Origin of the sequence: Methylorubrum populi, from assembly GCF_002355515.1 — a bacterium.
In the GTDB taxonomy this organism is placed as follows: Bacteria; Pseudomonadota; Alphaproteobacteria; order Rhizobiales; family Beijerinckiaceae; genus Methylobacterium; species Methylobacterium populi_A.
This window is the reverse complement of the sequence record NZ_AP014809.1, coordinates 2,207,050-2,224,213: the sequence shown is the minus strand read 5'-3', so window position 1 is coordinate 2,224,213 and position 17,164 is coordinate 2,207,050. Positions and strand designations below refer to the sequence as shown.

Genomic DNA, 17,164 nt, shown 5'->3' with positions numbered 1-17,164 from the left:
TTTCTCCTCTGGCCTCACGCGCCGGCAATCGCCTTCGCGGCCCCAAGCTTTTCGCTTCGTCGGGCGCTGTTCACGCCCGCCGCGCCGTGCCCGCCTTGCCAGGACCGCGCGAAGGCCCGATGACGGGAGCCCCTCCGGCCGAGCCTCCTCCGAGCCCCATGCGGATCACCACTTGGAACGTCAACTCGATCAAGCAGCGGGTCGGCCACCTGCTGGGCTTCCTCGACGAGGCGAGGCCCGACGTGGTCTGCCTTCAGGAGCTGAAATGCCAGGATGCGGCCTTCCCGCGGGAGGAGATCGAGGCGGCGGGCTACGCGGTCGAGACGCTGGGGCAGAAGGCCTATAACGGCGTCGCCCTGCTGGTGCGCGCGCCGCTTCGATACACCCAATTGCTGCGCGGCCTGCCGGGCGACGCGGAGGACGAGCAGGCGCGCTACATCGAGGCGCTGGTGCATGGCGAGGACGTGGCGCCGGTGCGGGTCGCCTCGATCTACCTGCCGAACGGCAACCCGGCGCCGGGGCCGAAATACAGCTACAAGCTCGCCTTCATGGCTCGCCTGCGGAGCCATGCCCGCGCCCTGATGGCCTCCGAGGACGCCCTCGTGCTGGCGGGCGACTTCAACGTGATCCCCGAGCCCGAGGACGCCGCCGATCCGGCCGCCTGGACCCAGGACGCGCTGTTCCTGCCCGAGACCCGCCGCGCCTTCCGCGCGCTGCTCGCCGAGGGCTTTACGGACGGCCTGCGGGCCTGCGAGCCGAGCGCGGGGCTCTACACCTTCTGGGACTATCAGGCCGGGTGCTGGCCGCGGAATCAGGGCATCCGCATCGACCACCTGCTGCTCTCGCCCCAGGCCGCCGACCGCCTCGTCTCGGCCTCGGTGCAGAAGCACCTGCGCGGGCTGGAGAAGCCGTCCGACCACGTGCCGGTGACGGTGGAGCTGAGCGACGGGTGAATCGTCGCCTGCCCCCTCGCCTTCGCGGCAGCGGGCAGGCTCCCGTGGATTACGGGTGAGGGAAGCGCCATCGTCAACGCTGGCCCCTCGCCCCTCGGGCCCGCGAGGCGCTCCCCGCCCTTAGTCAGGCTCGCCCGACTCGGGCGAGCGTTTGCGGATCTCGGACGGGCCCGGGATCCATGGGTCAGCGCTGACGGAAGTTACCGCCGCCGCCGGGTCGAGCCCGTGGGCAACGATTGCGCCTGCGCCAGCGCGTCGGCCCGGTCGGCCTCGCTCGCCGAGGCCCAGGCCTTGTCGTAGAGGTTGACGATCCAGCTGTCCGCCGTCCCCTGCACGCCGGTACGGGCGATGGCGAGCCAGGTCAGACCCTTGACGGTCTGGCGCTGGACGCCGGTGCCGTTGACGAGCATGTCGCCGAGCAGCGCCTGGGCCGGGCGGTGGCCCTTCTCGGCGGCGAGGTTGAACCAGCGCGCGGCCTTGCGCGGATCCTGCTCGACGCCGGTGCCGTCGAGGTAGAGCCGGGCGAGGTTGTACTGCGCGTTGGGGTCGCCGAAATATGACGCCGCGTAGTTGAACATGTCGTAGGCGCGCTCGGCGTTCGGGCGCACGTAGGTGCCCTTGATCCCCTCGAGGAAGTAGGTTCCGAGCGCGTTGAAGGCGCTCGCCACCACGCCCGAATTCGGGGTGTCGGGGGAGTCGTCGGTGTTGTCGTCGGCGATGCGCGAGAAATACTCGAACGCCTTGAGATCGTCGTGGGGCACGCCGTCGCCGTCCGCATACATGCGGCCGAGCTTCCACAGCGCCAGGGTCTGGCCCTGGTCGGCGGCGTATTCGAGCGCGCGCACGGCGCCCTGCTTGTCGCCCGCGTTGTAGTCGCGCACGCCCGAGCGCAGGGCGTCGCGGCCCGAGCGATACCCCTTCTCGGGGACCGGGGTGCGCGCGGTCGCGTCGAGCGCCGTGCCGGGATCGACGGCGGCCACCGCCAGGCAAAATCCCAGAAATCCAGCGAGCAGACCCGCGCGGAGCCGACCTAGATCGACCCCGGCCGGCCGCGCGGGCCGGAAAGGGACGGTCCTAGATATCGGCATAGCTCTGCGTCTCCCTGGCGCCGCCCGGATGGGTCACGGCGCCGTTCACCGCAGGCCCGACGGTCTGCGCATATTTCCAGAGGTAACCGGAGGTCGCGGAATTGCCCCGCGGCGTCCACGCGGCCCGGCGCTGGGCGAGCTCCTCGTCGGAGAGCGCCACGTCCAGCGTGCCCTTGATCGCGTCGAGCGTGATGACGTCGCCGTCGCGCAGGAGACCGATCGGCCCGCCGATGGCGGCTTCCGGGCCGACATGGCCGACGCAGAAGCCGCGGGTCGCGCCGGAGAAGCGCCCGTCGGTGATGAGCGCCACCTTGTCGCCCATGCCCTGGCCGTAGAGGGCGGCGGTGGTCGAGAGCATCTCGCGCATGCCGGGGCCTCCCTTCGGGCCCTCGTAGCGGATGACCAGAACTTCACCGGGCTTGTAGGTGCGGTTCTGCACCGCCTCGAAACAGGCCTCCTCGCCGTCGAAGACGCGGGCCGGTCCGGTGAAGACCTGTTTCTCGGCCGACATGCCGGCGACCTTCACGATCGCCCCCTCGGGGGCGAGGTTGCCCTTGAGGCCGACCACGCCGCCGGTGACGGTGATCGGCTGGTCGGCCGGGCGCACCACGTCCTGATCCGGGTTCCAGGCGACCTTGGCGAGGTTTTCCGCGATCGTGCGGCCGGTCACCGTCAGGCAATCGCCGTGCAGAAAACCGTGGTCGAGCAGCGTCTTCATCAGCAGCGGGATGCCGCCGACCTCGAACATGTCCTTGGCCACATACCGCCCGCCGGGCTTCAGGTCGGCGATGTAGGGCGTCTTGCGGAAGATCTCGGCGACGTCGAACAGGGTGAACTCGATGCCGCACTCGTGCGCGATCGCCGGCAGGTGCAGGGCCGCGTTGGTCGAGCCACCGGAGGCCGCCACCGTCGCGGCGGCATTCTCGAGCGCCTTGCGGGTGACGATGTCGCGCGGGCGGATGTTCTTGGCGATCAGCTCCATCACCTTCTCGCCGGCGGCGGCGCAGAATTGGTCGCGGATCTCGTAAGGGGCGGGCGCGCCGGCCGAGTAGGGCAGCGCGAGGCCGATCGCCTCGGAGACCGTGGCCATGGTGTTGGCGGTGAATTGCGCACCGCAAGCGCCGGCCGAGGGGCAGGCGACCCGCTCCAGTTCGTCGAGATCGTCGAGGCTCATGTCGCCGACGGCGACCTTGCCGACCGCCTCGAACAGGTCCTGCACGGTGACCGGCCGGCCGCGGAAGGATCCGGGCAGGATCGAGCCGCCGTAGATGAAGATCGAGGGCACGTTGAGGCGCACCATCGCCATCATCATGCCGGGCAGGGACTTGTCGCAGCCGGCCAGGCCGACCAGGGCGTCGTAGGAATGGCCGCGGATGGTCAGCTCGACCGAGTCGGCGATGACCTCGCGCGACGGCAGCGAGGCGCGCATGCCGCCGTGCCCCATGGCGATGCCGTCGGTGACGGTGATGGTGCAGAACTCGCGCGGGGTGCCGTGGGCGGCGGCGACGCCCTTCTTCACGGCCTGGGCCTGGCGCATCAGCGAGATGTTGCAGGGCGCGGCCTCGTTCCAGCACGAGGCGACACCCACTAGCGGCTGGTGGATCTGCTCGGTGGTCAGGCCCATGGCGTAGAGGTACGAGCGGTGCGGCGCGCGCTCGGGCCCTTCCGTCACGTGCCGGCTCGGCAGCTTCGACTTGTCGGTCTGACGCGCGTCCATCGCTGATCTCGTGCCCCGGTCCCGTTACGCCCCCGAGGCCGCGCTGCCTGTTACGGTCCAGCGCGGAAAAACGTCCTTCGACGCCCTCGAAACTCCGCGGTAAGGCGTTGGAGCGACAGCGTTTACCGCGACCCCGGAAGTCGTCCCGGTTTATGGTGGGATTGCGGCGCTCAAAGGCACAGCTCAAGGCAAAGTCAGGTTGCTTTCGCGGTGTGTCGGGGCCGCAACAGCCGAGCTTACGCCGGTCTCCGGAAGACTTTGCACGGTCAACGTGCATCCACCCTCCCGCGGTCCCGCGAGAGGGTGATTTTCCCGGTCAGAATTCTGGACGTTCTCGTCCTCGGACCGCGAGGCCTGCGGCGGCGCAACCGGCCATGACGACTGCGCCGGATCAGTATCCGCGGCGATCCCCGGCATCGACACCTGGATCCTGCCCGCGGCAATATTGCGAGGGCAGGCATCTCACTTCGGGGCGAGGCTGTCGCGCTGCGTCGAGCGGGCTCAGCGCGCGGGGATCGCAGGATCAGGAACGCTCGCCTCGATCAGGCGGTCGCTCTCGTCCTTCAGGTTGACGCCCGTCAGCCCGCGGGAAAAGGCCTGGGTCAGCAGCCAGTCCAGCTTGAACGCGGCGAGCTCGAAGCTGAGGCCCGCCGGGCGGACGTTCGAGATGCAGTTTCGCTCCGCATCCGAGCGCCCGGGCCTGGGATCGAAGGTGACGTAGAGGCCGAGGCTGTCGGGCGAGGACAGGCCGGGGCGCTCGCCGATCACCACCACGACCGCGCGGGCCTTCAGCGCCGCCCCGGCCATGTCCCCCAGCGCGACACGGGCCTGCGTGGCGATGGTCACCGGGGCGAGGCGCCAGCCGGCCCGCTCCGCATAGGGCTTGAAGGCGGCGAGCAGCGCGGCGGCACCCTCGTGGACCGCGCGGGCCGAGAGGCCGTCGGCGACGACCAGGGCGAGATCGACGGGCTCGCCCGCAGAATCGGACAGGACCTTCAGGCTCTCCGGCGAGAGCCGGCGCCCGTAATCGGGGCGGCGCAGATAGGTCGCCCGATCCTCTGCGCCGGAGGTCACGGTCACGGTCGGCAGACCCAGAGCCTCGACGGCCTCCGCGATCGCGGCGGCATCCATCGGGGTGTGGACGGCGTCGCGCGCCTGGGCGTGGGCGAGGCCGAACTTGAGCACCTCGCGGGTCGGCAGGCCGGCGCCGGCGCGGCCGAGGCCGATCCGGGCGGGGGTGAGGCGGGCGAGCCGCTGCCAGAGGGGATCGGTCTGCGTGCTCATGCGGCCAGCTCCGGGGCGGCGGTGAGCAGGCGGGCCTCGGCCCCGCCGGGCAGAAGCGCGCCGTTCGCGTCGGTGAGACCGATCCGGGCGAGCCATTCCTCGAATTCGGGCGCTCGCCTCAGGCCCAGCACCTCACGGATGTAGAGCTGATCATGGAACGAGGTGGACTGGTAGTTCAGCATCACGTCGTCGGCGCCGGGAATGCCCATCACGTAGGTGCAGCCCGCCGCCCCGAGCAGGGTCAGCAGCGTGTCCATATCGTCCTGATCGGCCTCGGCATGGTTGGTGTAACAGACGTCGACGCCCAGCGGCACGCCCATCAGCTTACCGCAGAAATGGTCCTCCAGGCCGGCGCGGATGATCTCCTTGCCATCGTAGAGGTATTCCGGGCCGATGAAGCCGACGACGGTGTTGACGAGGAGCGGCCGGTAGCGCCGGGCGACGGCGTAGGCGCGGGCCTCCAGGGTCTGCTGGTCGATGCCGTGATGGGCATCCGCCGAGAGCGCCGAACCCTGGCCGGTCTCGAAATACATCACGTTGTCGCCGAGCGTGCCGCGCTTGAGCGCGAGCGCCGCCTCATGCGCCTCCTGCAGGATCGGCAGCGTGACGCCGAAGCTCGCATTGGCCCTTTGCGTCCCCGCGATCGACTGGAACACCAGATCGACCGGCAGGCCGCGGTTCATCGCGTCGAGGGTGGTGGTGACGTGGGTGAGCACGCAGGCCTGCGTCGGAATTTCCAGCCGGCCGATGATGCTGTCGAACAGGCTGAGCAGGCTGCCCATGGTCTGGATCGAGTCGGAGACCGGGTTGATGCCGATCACCGCATCGCCGCAGCCATAGGCGAGACCGTCGAGGATCGAGGCGGTGACGCCCGCCGGATCGTCGGTCGGATGGTTGGGCTGGAGCCGCACCGCGAGCGTCCCGGGCAGGCCGATCGTGTTGCGGAACCGCGTGATCACCCGGCACTTCCGGGCGACCAAGATCAGATCCTGGTTGCGCATGATCTTGCTCACCGCCGCGGCGATCTCCGGCGTCACGCCGGGAGCGATTCGCGCCAGCGTCTCGGAGGAGGCGGTGAGCAGGAACTCGCGGAAATCCCCGACCGTCAGACCGGCGATCTCGGCGAAGGCCGTCTCGTCGTGGTCGTCGAGAATCAGGCGGGTGACATCGTCCTCCTCGTAGGGAATCAGCGGACGCGACAGGATCTCCCTGAGCGGAACCTCGGCGAGGCACCAGCGCGCGGCCATGTTCTCCTCGGCCGATTCGGCGGCGATGCCCGCGAGGCAGTCGCCGGAGCGCACCGGGGTCGCCTTCGCCATCAGCGTCGCCAGATCGGCGAAGACGTGGGCTCTGGGACCGACGGTGTGGCGATAGGGCATCGACTGGCTCCTTGGCCTCGCCCGACAGGATGCAAGGATCGGCCGCCCTGTCGAGGTGATTTGCTGCGGGATGATCTGCTGCGGCGCCGGGGCATCCGCTCCCGCCGCGCGACCAAGCAAGATCGGCGCCTGACCGGGCGCGCGATCGAACCCGCCGAAGCCATCGCCCGAAAGACGAAGCGCCCGGAATCCGGCTATTTCGTTGCGATGCCAGCGTAACGGTACCGAGGTCTCCGCACCCCACGAGGCTGTTTGCAAGACGACCCAGAGATGAGGCCGTGGTCGGGATGCCCAATCCAGCGGCGCGGCTTCACGGCCCGGATCGCATCAAATGCATCATTCCCCAGCCTCAGCCCGCCACATTCCGCCGGCCGACGAGGCAGTTTTCCGTGGGGTTCCATCGTTTCATCCTTCCGTTCCCTCACTTTCGTGTCAGGTTGGGCATTATTTCGCTTGCCTGCATGCCTGGCATACCAAATAATGCATACCACTGCCTGGGAGGAGACCGGCCCTCGGATCCGACCGGCAGAGGAAGGAATCGCAACAACCCTGCACCGACGCTTCTCAAGAGAAACACGCCAAACCTACACAACAAGCCTTCACGTCTGTGCAGGCACGAGGGAGCACGCTCATGGCACTATCGTCCACTGCCCCGGATCAACCGGTCGTATCGTCGAACCGATGGCTTCAAATCGTCCTTGGTGTCGTCTGCATGGTGGCTGCGGCCAACATCCAGTACGCCTGGACCCTGTTCGTCCCTGAAATTCAGAAAACCTTCGGCTGGGATCGCGCCGCGATCCAGGTCGCCTTCACGATCTTCGTCGTCGTCCAGACCTGGCTGACCCCGATCGAGGGCTACTTCATCGACAAGTACGGCCCGAGCCGTGTCGTGATGTTCGGCGGCCTGATGACCGGCGCGGCCTGGGTCGTGAACTCCTACGCGACGTCGCTGAGCGGGTTCTATCTCGGCTCCGTCCTCGGCGGCATCGGCGTCGGCTGCGTCTACGCCACCTGCATCAACAACGCCCTGAAGTGGTTCCCGGACAAGCGCGGCCTGGCCGTCGGTCTGACCGCGGGCGGCTACGGCGCGGGCTCGGCGCTGACGATCATCCCGATCGCCAAGATGATCGATGCCGGCAGCTACGCCCAGGCCTTCTTCACCTTCGGCCTGATCCAGGGCTCGGTCATCATCCTGGCCTCGCTGTTCATGCGCTCGCCGGCCAAGGACGAGGTCAAGTTCTCGACCAAGGTGCTGCAGACCCGCCGCGACTACACCCTCGGTGAGGCCCTGCGCACGCCGGTCTTCTACGTCATGCTGCTGATGTTCACCTGCACGGTGACCGGTGGCCTGATGGCCGTGGCGCAGCTCGGCGTCATCGCGACCGACCTCGGCGTGAAGAACTTCCAGGTGAACCTGTACTTCTTCGCCATGGCGGCGCTGCCCTTCGCCCTGATGCTCGACCGCGTCATGAACGGCATCTCGCGCCCGCTGTTCGGCTGGATCTCCGACCGGATCGGCCGCGAGAAGACGATGTTCATCGCCTTCGCGATGGAAGGCATCGGCATCGTGGCGCTGGGCTACTTCGGCTCGAACCCCTGGGCCTTCGTGATCCTGTCCGGCATCGTGTTCCTGGCCTGGGGCGAAGTGTACTCGCTGTTCAGCGCCACCGCCGCGGACACCTTCGGCTCGAAGCACATCGGCAAGATCTACGGCGTCCTCTACTGCGCCAAGGGCTTCGCCGCGCTGTTCGTGCCGGTCGGCAACCTGATCATGCAGGCGACGGGTACCTGGTCGACGGTGCTCTACACCGTGGCGACGATGGACCTGATCGCGGCAGCGCTGGCGGTGGCCGTCCTGCGGCCGATGCTGAAGCAGCACCACCTCAACAACAACGCGGCGGTGCCGAACGCGGCCCTCGCCCACGCCTGATCACGCCCCTCCGGTCCCCCGGGACCGGAGACCGAGGATCGGAGAGCCCCGCCGGAAACGGTGGGGCTTTCCTTTTTGGAAGCGGGCTGCCGGAGGGCCCGGGCCCGTCGTCCGACGCGGGGCGCTCGGCCGCGTCGGCGCGGCAACCACGCACGAACCGGCGAGTCGTTCAGCAAAGAATTTGGACAAAGAAAAAGGCCCCGTCTCCGGAGCCTTGGTCTCATCGTCCATCCCGTCTGGCGGAGATGGTGGGCGCGACAGGGATCGAACCTGTGACCCCTACCATGTCAACGTACTCACGTCGACCCGGCGCTGAGCTCTGAACCCGCCGGTTTCCCGAGGCGGATCAGTCGCTTGCGGTGCGTTCCCGTGCAACGCCGTCCGATCCCATCGCGCCCCGTGAAACCGGGGTTTCCGACCCGGGGTCGGAAACATCCCGCTACGCCGCCGCGGCCCGCTTCTGGTACTCCGCGTGGGTGTGGCCGTACACCTCCAGCACCATCTTCACGGTCATTCCGAGGTACTCGCCGACCTCGTGCGGCGGCACCCCGGCGCGGAGCATCAGCGTCGCTCGGGTGTGCCGCAGGATGTGCGGCGTGGGCATGCCGAGGTCGTCGTTCGGATCCTCGTTCCCGACCCGCCACGAGCCGTCGATCTCCCGGCGGTCCAGCCCAGCGAGCCAAGCCGCCCGGCCGAAGGCGCCGTCGATCCGGCCGAGCGGGACGCCGCGCTCGTGGATCACGTGGGTCACCGGCATCGGCTTGCCCTCCGCGTCGCGCAGGTCCAGGGCCATGTCCGCCTTCCGCCATTCCAGGAGCCGGGGCAGCAGCCGGTCGTGGATCCGGCACGGGGGCTGGCGCTTGCGGCTCGGCGGTGCCTCCGGGCCGGCCCTGAAAAGCGTCACTCCGTTGAAGTCGATCCAGCCGTCGATCCGGTCCCGCTTCCACCGCAGGCCCAGCATCGCGCCGGACCGCGTGCCCGAGTAGAAGCCCACCTCGCAGGCACGTTCCAGGTGATCGTCGTGGACGTAGGCATCCCCTGCCCGCTCCTTCCAGGCGGCGACGAACGGCGTGTCCGGCGCCCGCTCCCAGACCGGCTCGCGCGTCGCCAGGTCGGACGAGACCCAGCGCCACCCCTGCGTCACCTTGAGGAGCCGCGCGTACTCGACCTCGGTCAGCCAGTCGACGTGCGGCTTGGCCTTCGTCGGCAGGGTGATGACGGGCTTGGCGTGGAGCGTGAACTCGCGATGCCAGTGACCGACCGCGGCCGAGAGCGTCTGTAGCTCGCGCCCGGCCGTCGCCGGCTTGATAAGCTTCCCCTCCCCCTTCGATCCGGGCGGCCGCCACCGCTCCTTGCAGCGCGCCTCGACGTAGGCCCGGCAGGATGCGGCCTTGATCTGCGAGAGGTTCTTCCCGCCCCAATGCCGGAGGAGGTTCGCGATGTGGTGCCCGACAAGGCTCGCGTTCGATCCGCCCTCCATGGCCTGCCCGTAAAATGCGAGCGACGTGGCGATGCTGACGAGGCGCGGATCTTGGTTCGTCGGGTCGTCGTCCTCGGGGACGACGCGGGCCTCCTCCTCTAGCCGGCGGTCCCGCTCGATGACGTAGAGCGCGAGCTCCGCTTCAGCCGCTGCGCGATCGCCAGGGCCGTGCGCTGTGCGTCGCTTGAACTCCCCGTCGTGGATGGCCCAGACCCCACGGTCGAGGTCGAGCTTGAGGCGGGCGGGCTTCCGAGGTCTAGGCATCTCTCTCTCCACTCCTTGAGTTCGCGTCGTGTCACGAGCAGGCCGTGACCGGGCCTCATCGAGCGGAGACGTTTCGGGCCCCGCGCCTTCGTGGCGGCGCGGAGCTGCGCGACGGAGAAGATCGCGAAGCCATGGGTGTCGGTGACCTCGGGTGCCCACGCCGCGTCTTCGAGCGTGATCAGGGTGTCGAGGTCGGCGCTCTTCAGGCGGGCCCACGCCCCGTTCGAGGGGTCCCACTTGGCGACGATGAGCTGGAACTTTGACATGACGCGATGATCCCGCACCGCTCTCCCGGCCGCAAGGGCAGAAGAGAACGGAGGGTAAACAGGACGTCGCCCGCCGCGCCTGGGCTCGGGCCCGCCGGCCAGGGTTCGGGCAACCTTGCAGGTGGGTCGGCCTTGCGCCGGGGCGGCCGATCGGCGAGGCTCGCCCCCATGACGCACGCCCCCTCGAAACTCGACCGCTTGCCGGCCTGAGGCCAGCCACCCCGTCCGGAAATCCGGACGGTCGCCGCGTTCCGTTCGAGGGTCCTGCCCGTGACGACCTACCTGGTTTCAGACACCCACTTCGGGCATCTCGGGATGATGTCCGACCGCATGGCCCGGCCCCGGCCGTTCGCCTCCCGGGAGGAGCATGACGAGACGCTGATCGGCCTCTGGAACAACCGGGTTCGCCGGGACGACACGGTGATCCATCTCGGCGATTTTGCCTACGGGTGCAGTCTATCCCATGCTCAAGCCGTGTTCTCGCGCCTGAACGGCAAGAAGTTCCTGATCCGCGGAAATCATGAGCAACGAGGCGAGCGGCTGGACTGGGCCGGACCGATCCGGGACGTGGCCCGGGTGTCCGTTCAGGACAGCGGCATGCGGCGTCCGGTCGACCTATGGCTCAGCCATTTCGCGCACGTGACCTGGCCGGACGCGCACCGCGGCCGGCTCCACCTCTACGGCCACTCGCACGGCAGCCTCGCGCCGACCGCCCGATCCTGCGACGTCGGCGTCGACGCCTGGCGCTTCCGACCGGTGACGGCCCCCGAGATCCAGGAGCTCCTCGCCGACGTCGCCCGGCGCGAGGGCGGCCCGGCCGCGGCGGCCGCCCTGGCGGAGGCCGCTTAGAGCCGGAGAGGGATCCACTCCCCGGTGTCCGCGGCCCAGCAGTACCTAGTCCGCGGCAGCTGCCCCATCACCCGCCACTCGTAGGCCGGGTCGACGGCACGCCACCGCACGGTCACCCGCGCCTCCTCCCCGGTCGCGAGGAGCAGGACCACGTTAGCCTCGGCCTCGCCGGACCGGAGCGAGAGCATCCGCGTTGCCGTGGGGAAGCCGGGCGGGCGCCGCGCGTCGAGGGCGTCGAGGGCGGCGTCGGCCTCGGGACACCGAGGCTCGCGCAGACCCTGCAGCATGGAGAGCCCGAGCCCGGCGAGGTAGGGATCCGGCTCGGTCGCGGGCGGCGCAAGCTCGGGGGCAGGCGGCGGAGGAGCCTCCACCTCGTCCGCCTCGGCATCCTCGTCCTCTTCCTCGGGGGCCTGCGCGGCGGCCCTGGCGGCGATCGCAGCCTCGGACCGCTCGCGCTTCAGCCTGGCCCGCTTCTGGGCGAGCTCCGACGGCGGGGAGATCAGCCCGCCGAAGTGCGCCCGCATCATCTCGTCGAACGGCATCCTCTGCCGCACGTACCACGGCCTTTCGTCGGCCGGGGCCGCGGGCGCTTCCATCATGTCGACGAGGTCGCGCGGCCGCTCCGGCGCGGGGGCCTTCTTGGGTTTCGGGTGCACGAGCAGGGGCGGCTCCACCGGCCGGTGGAAGGGGGCCTCCGCGGCGGAGGCGACCCATGCGCGGTGGGCGGCGAGGTCGTGGGCGGGCAGCGGGGGACGGGCCATGGCTACTCCTTCATCCCGATCAGGCGCCCCGGATCCAATTCGCGCGCTTCTGCGCACGGGGCAGCTCGCGGTATGCTTCCTCGGCGACGGCGAGCAGGCGCGCCCGCAGGTCCAGGGCCTCCGCTTGGAGGGGGTGGCGCGCAAAGTGGTCATGCTTCGCGATGATCAAGCGCGACCCGACCGCGGCTCCCGCGGTCGCGCGCCGGTACCACGCGTCGAGCACCTCGCCGCGGTGCGCCGGCTCGCGGCCCCGGTAGTGAAAGCCGGCGTCGAATTCGGCGACCGCCTTCCTCGCCTCGATGACGGCCGGGGTCAGGTGGTCCAGCTCGATGCGCGCCGGAGCTCCGTCCAGCTCAGGTTGATCCAGTGCCCCGGGCACAACCTCGGCCGGGGGCCGCCCGGCCACCGGGGCTCCCCCGGAAAAGGGCGCGGCGCGGCGGCCTCCTCAACCGCCGGGGCAGGCTGCTCGGGAGCGGGGGCGGGCTCGGCCGCGGGCAGGGCCGGCCTGGACGGGAGCGCCTTCAGGAGGGCGACCGCCTCAGCGCCGGCCTCGGCCACTCCGCCATGGGCCTTGGCGTAGGCGCGCACGATTTCCACGGGCATGCCCGTGTGCTCGGCGCTCCCGTCGCCGGGTTCGTGGAACGTCTGGAACCGGCCGAGGCCGGTCGCGTCGACCGCCGGGTCGCGGAAGTCGGCGAAAACCGTGATCCCTCCGCCCATGCGCTCGACGGAAAAGACCCGGCCGTCCTTGCAGCGGATCTCGGTGGGGCTGACAGGGCGGGTCATCTCACGGCCTCCAGGGCGGTCATGTCGGCGTCGGGGATCTCGACGGTCTCGGGCAGGGCGACCTGCTCGGCCTGCCGACGGCCGGGCCGCACGATCGCGACGGCGGCCTCCATCGCGAGGTCGGAGACCCAGGACTTCAGCGTCGGCCTGTCCATTCCGGCGGCGTGATGGGCCTCGCGCACGACGGCGGCTGCCGCGTCGAGGCGCGTGCCCGGCAGCGACGCCGGCACGTAACCTCGGCGCGCCCAGGCCTCAGGCACGACGGTGGCCGGGTCGTACCGGAGGACGTCGCGGACGTGGCGAGCGACGTGCTCGTCGGCCGCCACGCGCGCCTTGCGGTCGAGCGTGGTGTTCCGGCGCCGCGCAGCCTGCTCGCGCTTGTCCTGCGCGGCTTGCTGCTCGGGCGGCAGCCCGCGGACTTGCCGGCACTCGCGCTGCGCGCCGGTGCCGACGATTAGCCACGCGGGCTCGCGGGAGGTGAGCCGCCAGCCGCGCTCGCCGCCGGGTCCGGTCTCCTCAGCCACGAGGCCGAGCGCGAGCGCGTGGTGGATCACGTTGCCGGCGTCGGCCCACGTGCGGGGCTGCTCGGGCGTCCCCGTGTAGCGCCGGAACCTAGCCTGCATCGTGAAGGCGTAGCGCTCGACCATCTCGCCGCGGCCGAGCCAGGCGTCCTCGGCGTAGACGATCAAGATGTCCCTGTTGACGTAGCCGTTCCAGCACCCGTCGCAGGAGCGGTAGCCGCCGTCGAGGACCGCCGCGTCGAAGCTGGCCGGGAAGGCCACGGGGGTCGGGTTGGTGAGGGCCAAGCCTGCAGCCATCGTCGTCTCCTCAGAAGGGAATGTGATCGCCGGTATTCGGGAAGATCTCCGGCGGGCTCGCCGGCGGCTCCGGGAAGGGCAGCTCGGGCTCGACGTCGAGCCGCGGGTCCGGCTCGTCGGATCCAGGCTGCGCTCTATCGCGCTCGTAGAGCTCGCGCTCCTGCTCGGGCGAAAGGCGGGCGAAATATTCGTCGCGGACACGGCCCACAGCAGGCTCCTTCAGAAGGGGATGTTGTCGGGATCGAAGGGGACCGCCGGTCCCCGCGGGGCGGCCGGGGCCGGGAGCGGCGGCAGGGCGGCGCGGCAGGCGTCCGACATGGCGATGCAGGAGCGCTCGCAGAAGAAGTCGCCCCACCCGTCGAGGCCGACGAACACCGCGTACCGCTCGCCCGGCATGATGCCGCGGTCGATCGGACAGCCCTCGCACCAGAGCGCCTTCCTGGCGGTGTGTCGGCGGACGACCCCGCCGTTGGCGAACGTGGGCTCAGGCGGGTCCGGCTCGACATCGACATCCGGCCCGTAGTGGTATCCGGTGAGGTCGATCACGGGCGAGCCTCCCCGACCGGCACGTAGCTGACGACACGCTGCAGACGGAGGGCGCGCAGGACCGCCGCCCCCGGCGCGCGGCGGCCGAGGCGCACGTCCGACACGTAGGCCGGCGAGATCCCCGCCGCAGCCGCCCACGCCGCCGCGCTGCCGGCGGCGTGGATCACCTCCTCCAACTGCGCGAGCGCGTCGACCGCCCCTCCGTCCTCCACCGGTCGCGCCGGCGCCTCCTCGCTCAACCCGTCCGCCACGATGCCCTCCATGCGCTCGCCGTACGCTCGGTCGCGTATCCGCGTCGCAGCCAAGATCGGCGCGGCGGCCGGGTCCGTCAAGCATTAAATCGAAGATTTCCAGGTTTTGTGCACTACAGCCTCGGCATGATCGCAGGGTTCGCAGCTTTCGGATCGCGTTTCCAAGTTCAAGAAAAGCGTTACAGTCCTTGAGAAATTCGTTACTCCCATTTTGTGCTTGCGCAATTATATCAGGAGGCGGATGCTTCGCTTGTCCGCGTATCAGCGAACCGGGCGAATTCGCCTGTCACCAAGGTTTCCCGAGAGGCCCCATGACCCGCCCGCCGATCGACTTCGGCACCGAGTGGTCGAACGCCGGCACGCACCGGCGCTATGGCCACGACCTGATCCTGTGGGTCGCCGCCCAGCCGACCCAGGCTTTCCGCGACGCCTACTCCCGGGCCCGCGGCCTGATGGTCGGCGCCGGCTACTCGTGGACCGACAAGGGCCACGCCGAGCCGCAGATGCTCCCGTGCTGGTGGAACACCGGCATCACGTTCGATGCGGACGCCCTCCGCGCCGAGGTCGACCGCGTCGTCGCCGAGGCGGCTGCCGAGCGCGAGGCGAAGGCCGCCGCGGAGCAGGAGCGCCACGAGCGCGACGTCGCCTCTACCAAAAACGCGGCCGCCCCGATTCGCGCGGCCCTGCGCGCCCTCCTCGTCGAGAGGCCGTGGGCCCTCGGGCGCGCCCTGTCCGAGGCCCGCGATCTCGCCAGCGCGGAGACCTGGACTTCGTGGGGCCTGCGCAGCGCCGAGCGCTACCTCGACAACGCGGCGGCGAACGTCCGCCGCGCCGAGGAGCGCCTCGGCCGGACGCCCCCCGCGACGTGGTTCGCCCGCGCCGAGGACGAGGCTGTCCGGGTGGCCGCGCTGGAGGCGTGCCGGGTCCTCTCCTCGCGCGACATGGACTGGGCCGCCGTCCAGAACGGCGAGGGCTGGTCGCAGGCGACGACGTGGACCGGGCACACCCTCAGCGAGCGCGCCGTCCTCGACCAAGGCGAAGCCGCCCACGCGCTGGGCCTGCTGCACGGGCACCGGCGCCAACTCTCCGACGAGGTCTGCATCGCGTGCTTCGGCGAGGCCCCGGCGCGGCGCCGGCGGCCGGAGCCCGAGGAGCAGCCGGCCCTCGGCTTCTGACTTTCCGAGACAACCCCTTCAATCGGCACTGACACGCACACGGGAGAACGGACATGAAGACCTGGACCCAGAAGCTCGCCGAGCTCGTCGAGGCGGCGATCCGCATGGTGATGGCGCTGTTCGCGGCTGTCTTCGGCGACGAGTGGGATGGCGTGAAGCCGGCCGCCCGCCGCCTCGGCGCGGCCGCGCGGGGGGTGGTCCCCGGCGTCGTCGCCGACGGCCTGACCGCCGCGGGGCGCGGGCTCGGGCACGCGCTGACGCTCCCGCTGCACGCGGTCGACGTGACCGCCTCGGCGATCGGGGCGACGCTCGGGGCGATGCTGCCCACGCCGCCAGTGACCGCCCGGCAGGTCGCGGACGGCGCGGTCGCGCGGGACGACGCCCGTACGCACCGGGAGGACCCGGAGATGGCGGAGGCGCACGACGCCCTCGTCGCCGCCAATCTCGTCGGGATCCGCGTGCAGGGCGCGGCCTCCTCGCTCTTGGAGCGCGGCGGCAAGCTGCACGCCGTCTACCGCGACGAGCTCCACCCGCCGGTCACGGCATGGCTGGAGAGCCTGTCGCCGGCCCAGCTGAAGGCCATCGTTGACGCCCCCAGCTACGCGCTCGACCGGCACCTCAAGGCCGAGGCGAAGGCCGACATGCTCCCGGCCCTGCCGCCGGTTCTCTCTACGGTCGCCCGTATGGCCAAGGCCGCCAACGGGGGCGAGCTCGACATGAAGGCGATGCTGGCCCAGGCGAAGAAGAACCTGCGCAACAGCCAGGGCGAGGCCGAGGCGATGATGGCGCGCGGCACGTTCCGCCGCCCGCCGGAGGAGCCGGAGGGCGGACAGGTCATCCCGATCCGCGGCCCGCGCCCCACGCCGCGGCCGTCATTCGGCTGAGCCCGCCCCCCCCTGAACGACGAAGGCCCGCCGGGATGACCGGCGGGCCTTTCCTTTTCGGGGACGCCTCCGGCGCGTCAGACGCCGCAGATCTCCCTGAACCCCTCGACGAGGCGGGTCTGCCGGTCGAGCAGGATCTCCAGATCGCGGATCTGCTGCCGGGCGTGAGCGAGCTCCGCCTCGGCGCGGGCGGCCCGGTTGAGCGCGGCGGCTTGGTCGGCGCGGGCCTCGTCGAGGCGGTCGGCGAGCGCGACGACGCTGTTCCGCGACGCCCGCTGCTGCCGGCGGATCTCCCTCATGCCGTCCTGCAGAGCCACGTGCCCGAGGGCCAGACCCAGGCCAACGGTCCCGGCAGCCTCAATGCCAAAGTTGCGGGCGTGGTGGGTCATGGGGCGGCTCTCCAGGGCGGGGCGATCTCGTGCTCTCAAGGTGGGCCTGGCCGGAGTCCCGGGTCAAGAATCTGGGGAAGATGTCCACAATCGACGGTAAACGGATCCCTGGCCTCTTGTGCCTTGCCCTGTGCGCCCGAATCGGACGCACGTCGGGCCGACGTCGGGCCGGATGCGCCCGCCGCCCCTGGAGGCCTCCGGGGACCGGCTTCCGGAGCCGCCCGGAACCGCGCCCCGCACGGGCTCAGAGGGGCCATCGTCCGGACGGCGTCCAGATCGGAAATTCGTTTCTAAAAACCGTAGCCTCGTTTCGTTGTGTAGGAGTAACGGGGGAGTATCGGTGG

The 17,164-nt window shown here is 70.4% G+C and carries 18 protein-coding genes; 5 read left to right on the top strand and 13 right to left on the bottom strand.

The genetic code is table 11. The annotated features are described in order from the left end of the window. Positions 1-158: 158 nt before the first annotated feature. On the top strand, positions 159-953 hold the full coding sequence (gene xth, locus MPPM_RS10165) for an exodeoxyribonuclease III (RefSeq protein WP_096484956.1): 795 nt from the start codon (positions 159-161) through the stop codon (positions 951-953). 200 nt (positions 954-1,153) lie between these two features. Here xth and MPPM_RS10160 read toward each other — a convergent pair whose 3' ends face one another. The 4 genes from MPPM_RS10160 to MPPM_RS10145 all read right to left on the bottom strand — a co-directional run bounded on the left by MPPM_RS10160 (position 1,154) and on the right by MPPM_RS10145 (position 6,421). Continuing rightward, complete coding sequence (locus MPPM_RS10160) at positions 1,154-2,041, bottom strand: tetratricopeptide repeat protein (protein WP_096484955.1); 888 nt, start codon at positions 2,039-2,041, stop codon at positions 1,154-1,156. After that, positions 2,028-3,758: a dihydroxy-acid dehydratase gene (ilvD, locus tag MPPM_RS10155; protein WP_096484954.1), complete on the bottom strand. Its 1,731-nt coding sequence runs from the start codon at positions 3,756-3,758 to the stop codon at positions 2,028-2,030. The genes MPPM_RS10160 and ilvD overlap by 14 nt, the downstream gene beginning before the upstream one ends. Before the next feature lie 501 nt (positions 3,759-4,259). Next, positions 4,260-5,042: an ethanolamine ammonia-lyase subunit EutC gene (eutC, locus tag MPPM_RS10150; RefSeq protein WP_096484953.1), complete on the bottom strand. Its 783-nt coding sequence runs from the start codon at positions 5,040-5,042 to the stop codon at positions 4,260-4,262. After that, positions 5,039-6,421: an ethanolamine ammonia-lyase subunit EutB gene (locus MPPM_RS10145; protein WP_096484952.1), complete on the bottom strand. Its 1,383-nt coding sequence runs from the start codon at positions 6,419-6,421 to the stop codon at positions 5,039-5,041. Before MPPM_RS10145 ends, eutC begins: the two co-directional genes overlap by 4 nt. Positions 6,422-7,052: 631 nt before the next feature. Here MPPM_RS10145 and oxlT point away from each other — a divergent pair. Next, positions 7,053-8,351: an oxalate/formate MFS antiporter gene (gene oxlT / locus MPPM_RS10140; RefSeq protein WP_026105645.1), complete on the top strand. Its 1,299-nt coding sequence runs from the start codon at positions 7,053-7,055 to the stop codon at positions 8,349-8,351. Positions 8,352-8,790: 439 nt separating this feature from the next. Here the strand turns inward: oxlT and MPPM_RS10135 are convergent, their stop codons facing one another. Beyond that, positions 8,791-10,095: a tyrosine-type recombinase/integrase gene (locus MPPM_RS10135; RefSeq protein ID WP_096484951.1), complete on the bottom strand. Its 1,305-nt coding sequence runs from the start codon at positions 10,093-10,095 to the stop codon at positions 8,791-8,793. A 536-nt stretch (positions 10,096-10,631) separates the two neighbouring features. Between MPPM_RS10135 and MPPM_RS10125 the strand changes: the two genes are divergently transcribed. Next, complete coding sequence (locus MPPM_RS10125; RefSeq protein ID WP_096484949.1) at positions 10,632-11,210, top strand: metallophosphoesterase; 579 nt, start codon at positions 10,632-10,634, stop codon at positions 11,208-11,210. On the opposite strand, the gene MPPM_RS28685 is transcribed toward MPPM_RS10125, so the two are convergent. From MPPM_RS28685 to MPPM_RS10090, 7 genes are read right to left on the bottom strand one after another with little or no spacing between them, the layout of a single operon-like run. Further along, positions 11,207-11,971 (bottom strand): hypothetical protein, encoded by a 765-nt coding sequence (locus tag MPPM_RS28685; protein ID WP_197705071.1) that lies wholly within the window; start codon positions 11,969-11,971, stop codon positions 11,207-11,209. The two genes, MPPM_RS10125 and MPPM_RS28685, sit on opposite strands and share 4 nt — an antisense overlap. A gap of 19 nt (positions 11,972-11,990) precedes the next feature. Further along, positions 11,991-12,350 (bottom strand): hypothetical protein, encoded by a 360-nt coding sequence (locus tag MPPM_RS27960; protein WP_157914163.1) that lies wholly within the window; start codon positions 12,348-12,350, stop codon positions 11,991-11,993. Next, the gene (locus MPPM_RS10110; protein WP_096484947.1) at positions 12,284-12,757 is read right to left on the bottom strand and encodes a hypothetical protein; all 474 of its coding nucleotides are present in this window, start codon (positions 12,755-12,757) and stop codon (positions 12,284-12,286) included. Before MPPM_RS10110 ends, MPPM_RS27960 begins: the two co-directional genes overlap by 67 nt. Next, positions 12,754-13,575: a hypothetical protein gene (locus MPPM_RS10105; protein WP_157914162.1), complete on the bottom strand. Its 822-nt coding sequence runs from the start codon at positions 13,573-13,575 to the stop codon at positions 12,754-12,756. Before MPPM_RS10105 ends, MPPM_RS10110 begins: the two co-directional genes overlap by 4 nt. A 10-nt stretch (positions 13,576-13,585) precedes the next feature. After that, positions 13,586-13,783 carry a hypothetical protein gene (locus tag MPPM_RS10100; protein ID WP_096484945.1) on the bottom strand — a complete coding sequence of 66 codons (198 nt, stop codon included), beginning with the start codon at positions 13,781-13,783 and terminating at the stop codon, positions 13,586-13,588. A gap of 11 nt (positions 13,784-13,794) precedes the next feature. Then, positions 13,795-14,121, bottom strand: a complete 327-nt coding sequence (locus MPPM_RS10095; RefSeq protein WP_238303104.1) for a hypothetical protein — start codon at positions 14,119-14,121, stop codon at positions 13,795-13,797. After that, the gene (locus tag MPPM_RS10090; RefSeq protein ID WP_238303102.1) at positions 14,118-14,453 is read right to left on the bottom strand and encodes a hypothetical protein; all 336 of its coding nucleotides are present in this window, start codon (positions 14,451-14,453) and stop codon (positions 14,118-14,120) included. Before MPPM_RS10090 ends, MPPM_RS10095 begins: the two co-directional genes overlap by 4 nt. A gap of 230 nt (positions 14,454-14,683) precedes the next feature. Here MPPM_RS10090 and MPPM_RS10085 point away from each other — a divergent pair, with 230 nt between their 5' ends. Continuing rightward, positions 14,684-15,547: a hypothetical protein gene (locus MPPM_RS10085; protein WP_096484944.1), complete on the top strand. Its 864-nt coding sequence runs from the start codon at positions 14,684-14,686 to the stop codon at positions 15,545-15,547. Between the two features lie 53 nt (positions 15,548-15,600). Then, positions 15,601-16,431: a hypothetical protein gene (locus MPPM_RS10080; RefSeq protein WP_096484943.1), complete on the top strand. Its 831-nt coding sequence runs from the start codon at positions 15,601-15,603 to the stop codon at positions 16,429-16,431. Positions 16,432-16,508: 77 nt separating this feature from the next. Here MPPM_RS10080 and MPPM_RS10075 read toward each other — a convergent pair whose 3' ends face one another. Beyond that, a complete protein-coding gene (locus MPPM_RS10075; RefSeq protein WP_096484942.1) occupies positions 16,509-16,820 on the bottom strand; it encodes a hypothetical protein in 312 nt (103 codons plus the stop codon). Positions 16,821-17,164: the final 344 nt, after the last annotated feature.

Excerpts from the sequence above, each read along its gene's own strand:
- oxlT (WP_026105645.1), top strand. The coding sequence starts at position 7,053 with ATGGCACTATCGTCCACTGCCCCGGATCAACCGGTCGTATCGTCGAAC.
- MPPM_RS10080 (WP_096484943.1), top strand. The coding sequence starts at position 15,601 with ATGAAGACCTGGACCCAGAAGCTCGCCGAGCTCGTCGAGGCGGCGATC.
- xth (WP_096484956.1), top strand. The coding sequence starts at position 159 with ATGCGGATCACCACTTGGAACGTCAACTCGATCAAGCAGCGGGTCGGC.
- MPPM_RS10135 (WP_096484951.1), bottom strand. The coding sequence starts at position 10,095 with ATGCCTAGACCTCGGAAGCCCGCCCGCCTCAAGCTCGACCTCGACCGT.
- MPPM_RS10145 (WP_096484952.1), bottom strand. The coding sequence starts at position 6,421 with ATGCCCTATCGCCACACCGTCGGTCCCAGAGCCCACGTCTTCGCCGAT.
- MPPM_RS28685 (WP_197705071.1), bottom strand. The coding sequence starts at position 11,971 with ATGGCCCGTCCCCCGCTGCCCGCCCACGACCTCGCCGCCCACCGCGCA.
- MPPM_RS10075 (WP_096484942.1), bottom strand. The coding sequence starts at position 16,820 with ATGACCCACCACGCCCGCAACTTTGGCATTGAGGCTGCCGGGACCGTT.
- MPPM_RS10085 (WP_096484944.1), top strand. The coding sequence starts at position 14,684 with ATGACCCGCCCGCCGATCGACTTCGGCACCGAGTGGTCGAACGCCGGC.
- MPPM_RS10110 (WP_096484947.1), bottom strand. The coding sequence starts at position 12,757 with ATGACCCGCCCTGTCAGCCCCACCGAGATCCGCTGCAAGGACGGCCGG.
- MPPM_RS10160 (WP_096484955.1), bottom strand. The coding sequence starts at position 2,041 with ATGCCGATATCTAGGACCGTCCCTTTCCGGCCCGCGCGGCCGGCCGGG.
- eutC (WP_096484953.1), bottom strand. The coding sequence starts at position 5,042 with ATGAGCACGCAGACCGATCCCCTCTGGCAGCGGCTCGCCCGCCTCACC.
- ilvD (WP_096484954.1), bottom strand. The coding sequence starts at position 3,758 with ATGGACGCGCGTCAGACCGACAAGTCGAAGCTGCCGAGCCGGCACGTG.
- MPPM_RS10105 (WP_157914162.1), bottom strand. The coding sequence starts at position 13,575 with ATGGCTGCAGGCTTGGCCCTCACCAACCCGACCCCCGTGGCCTTCCCG.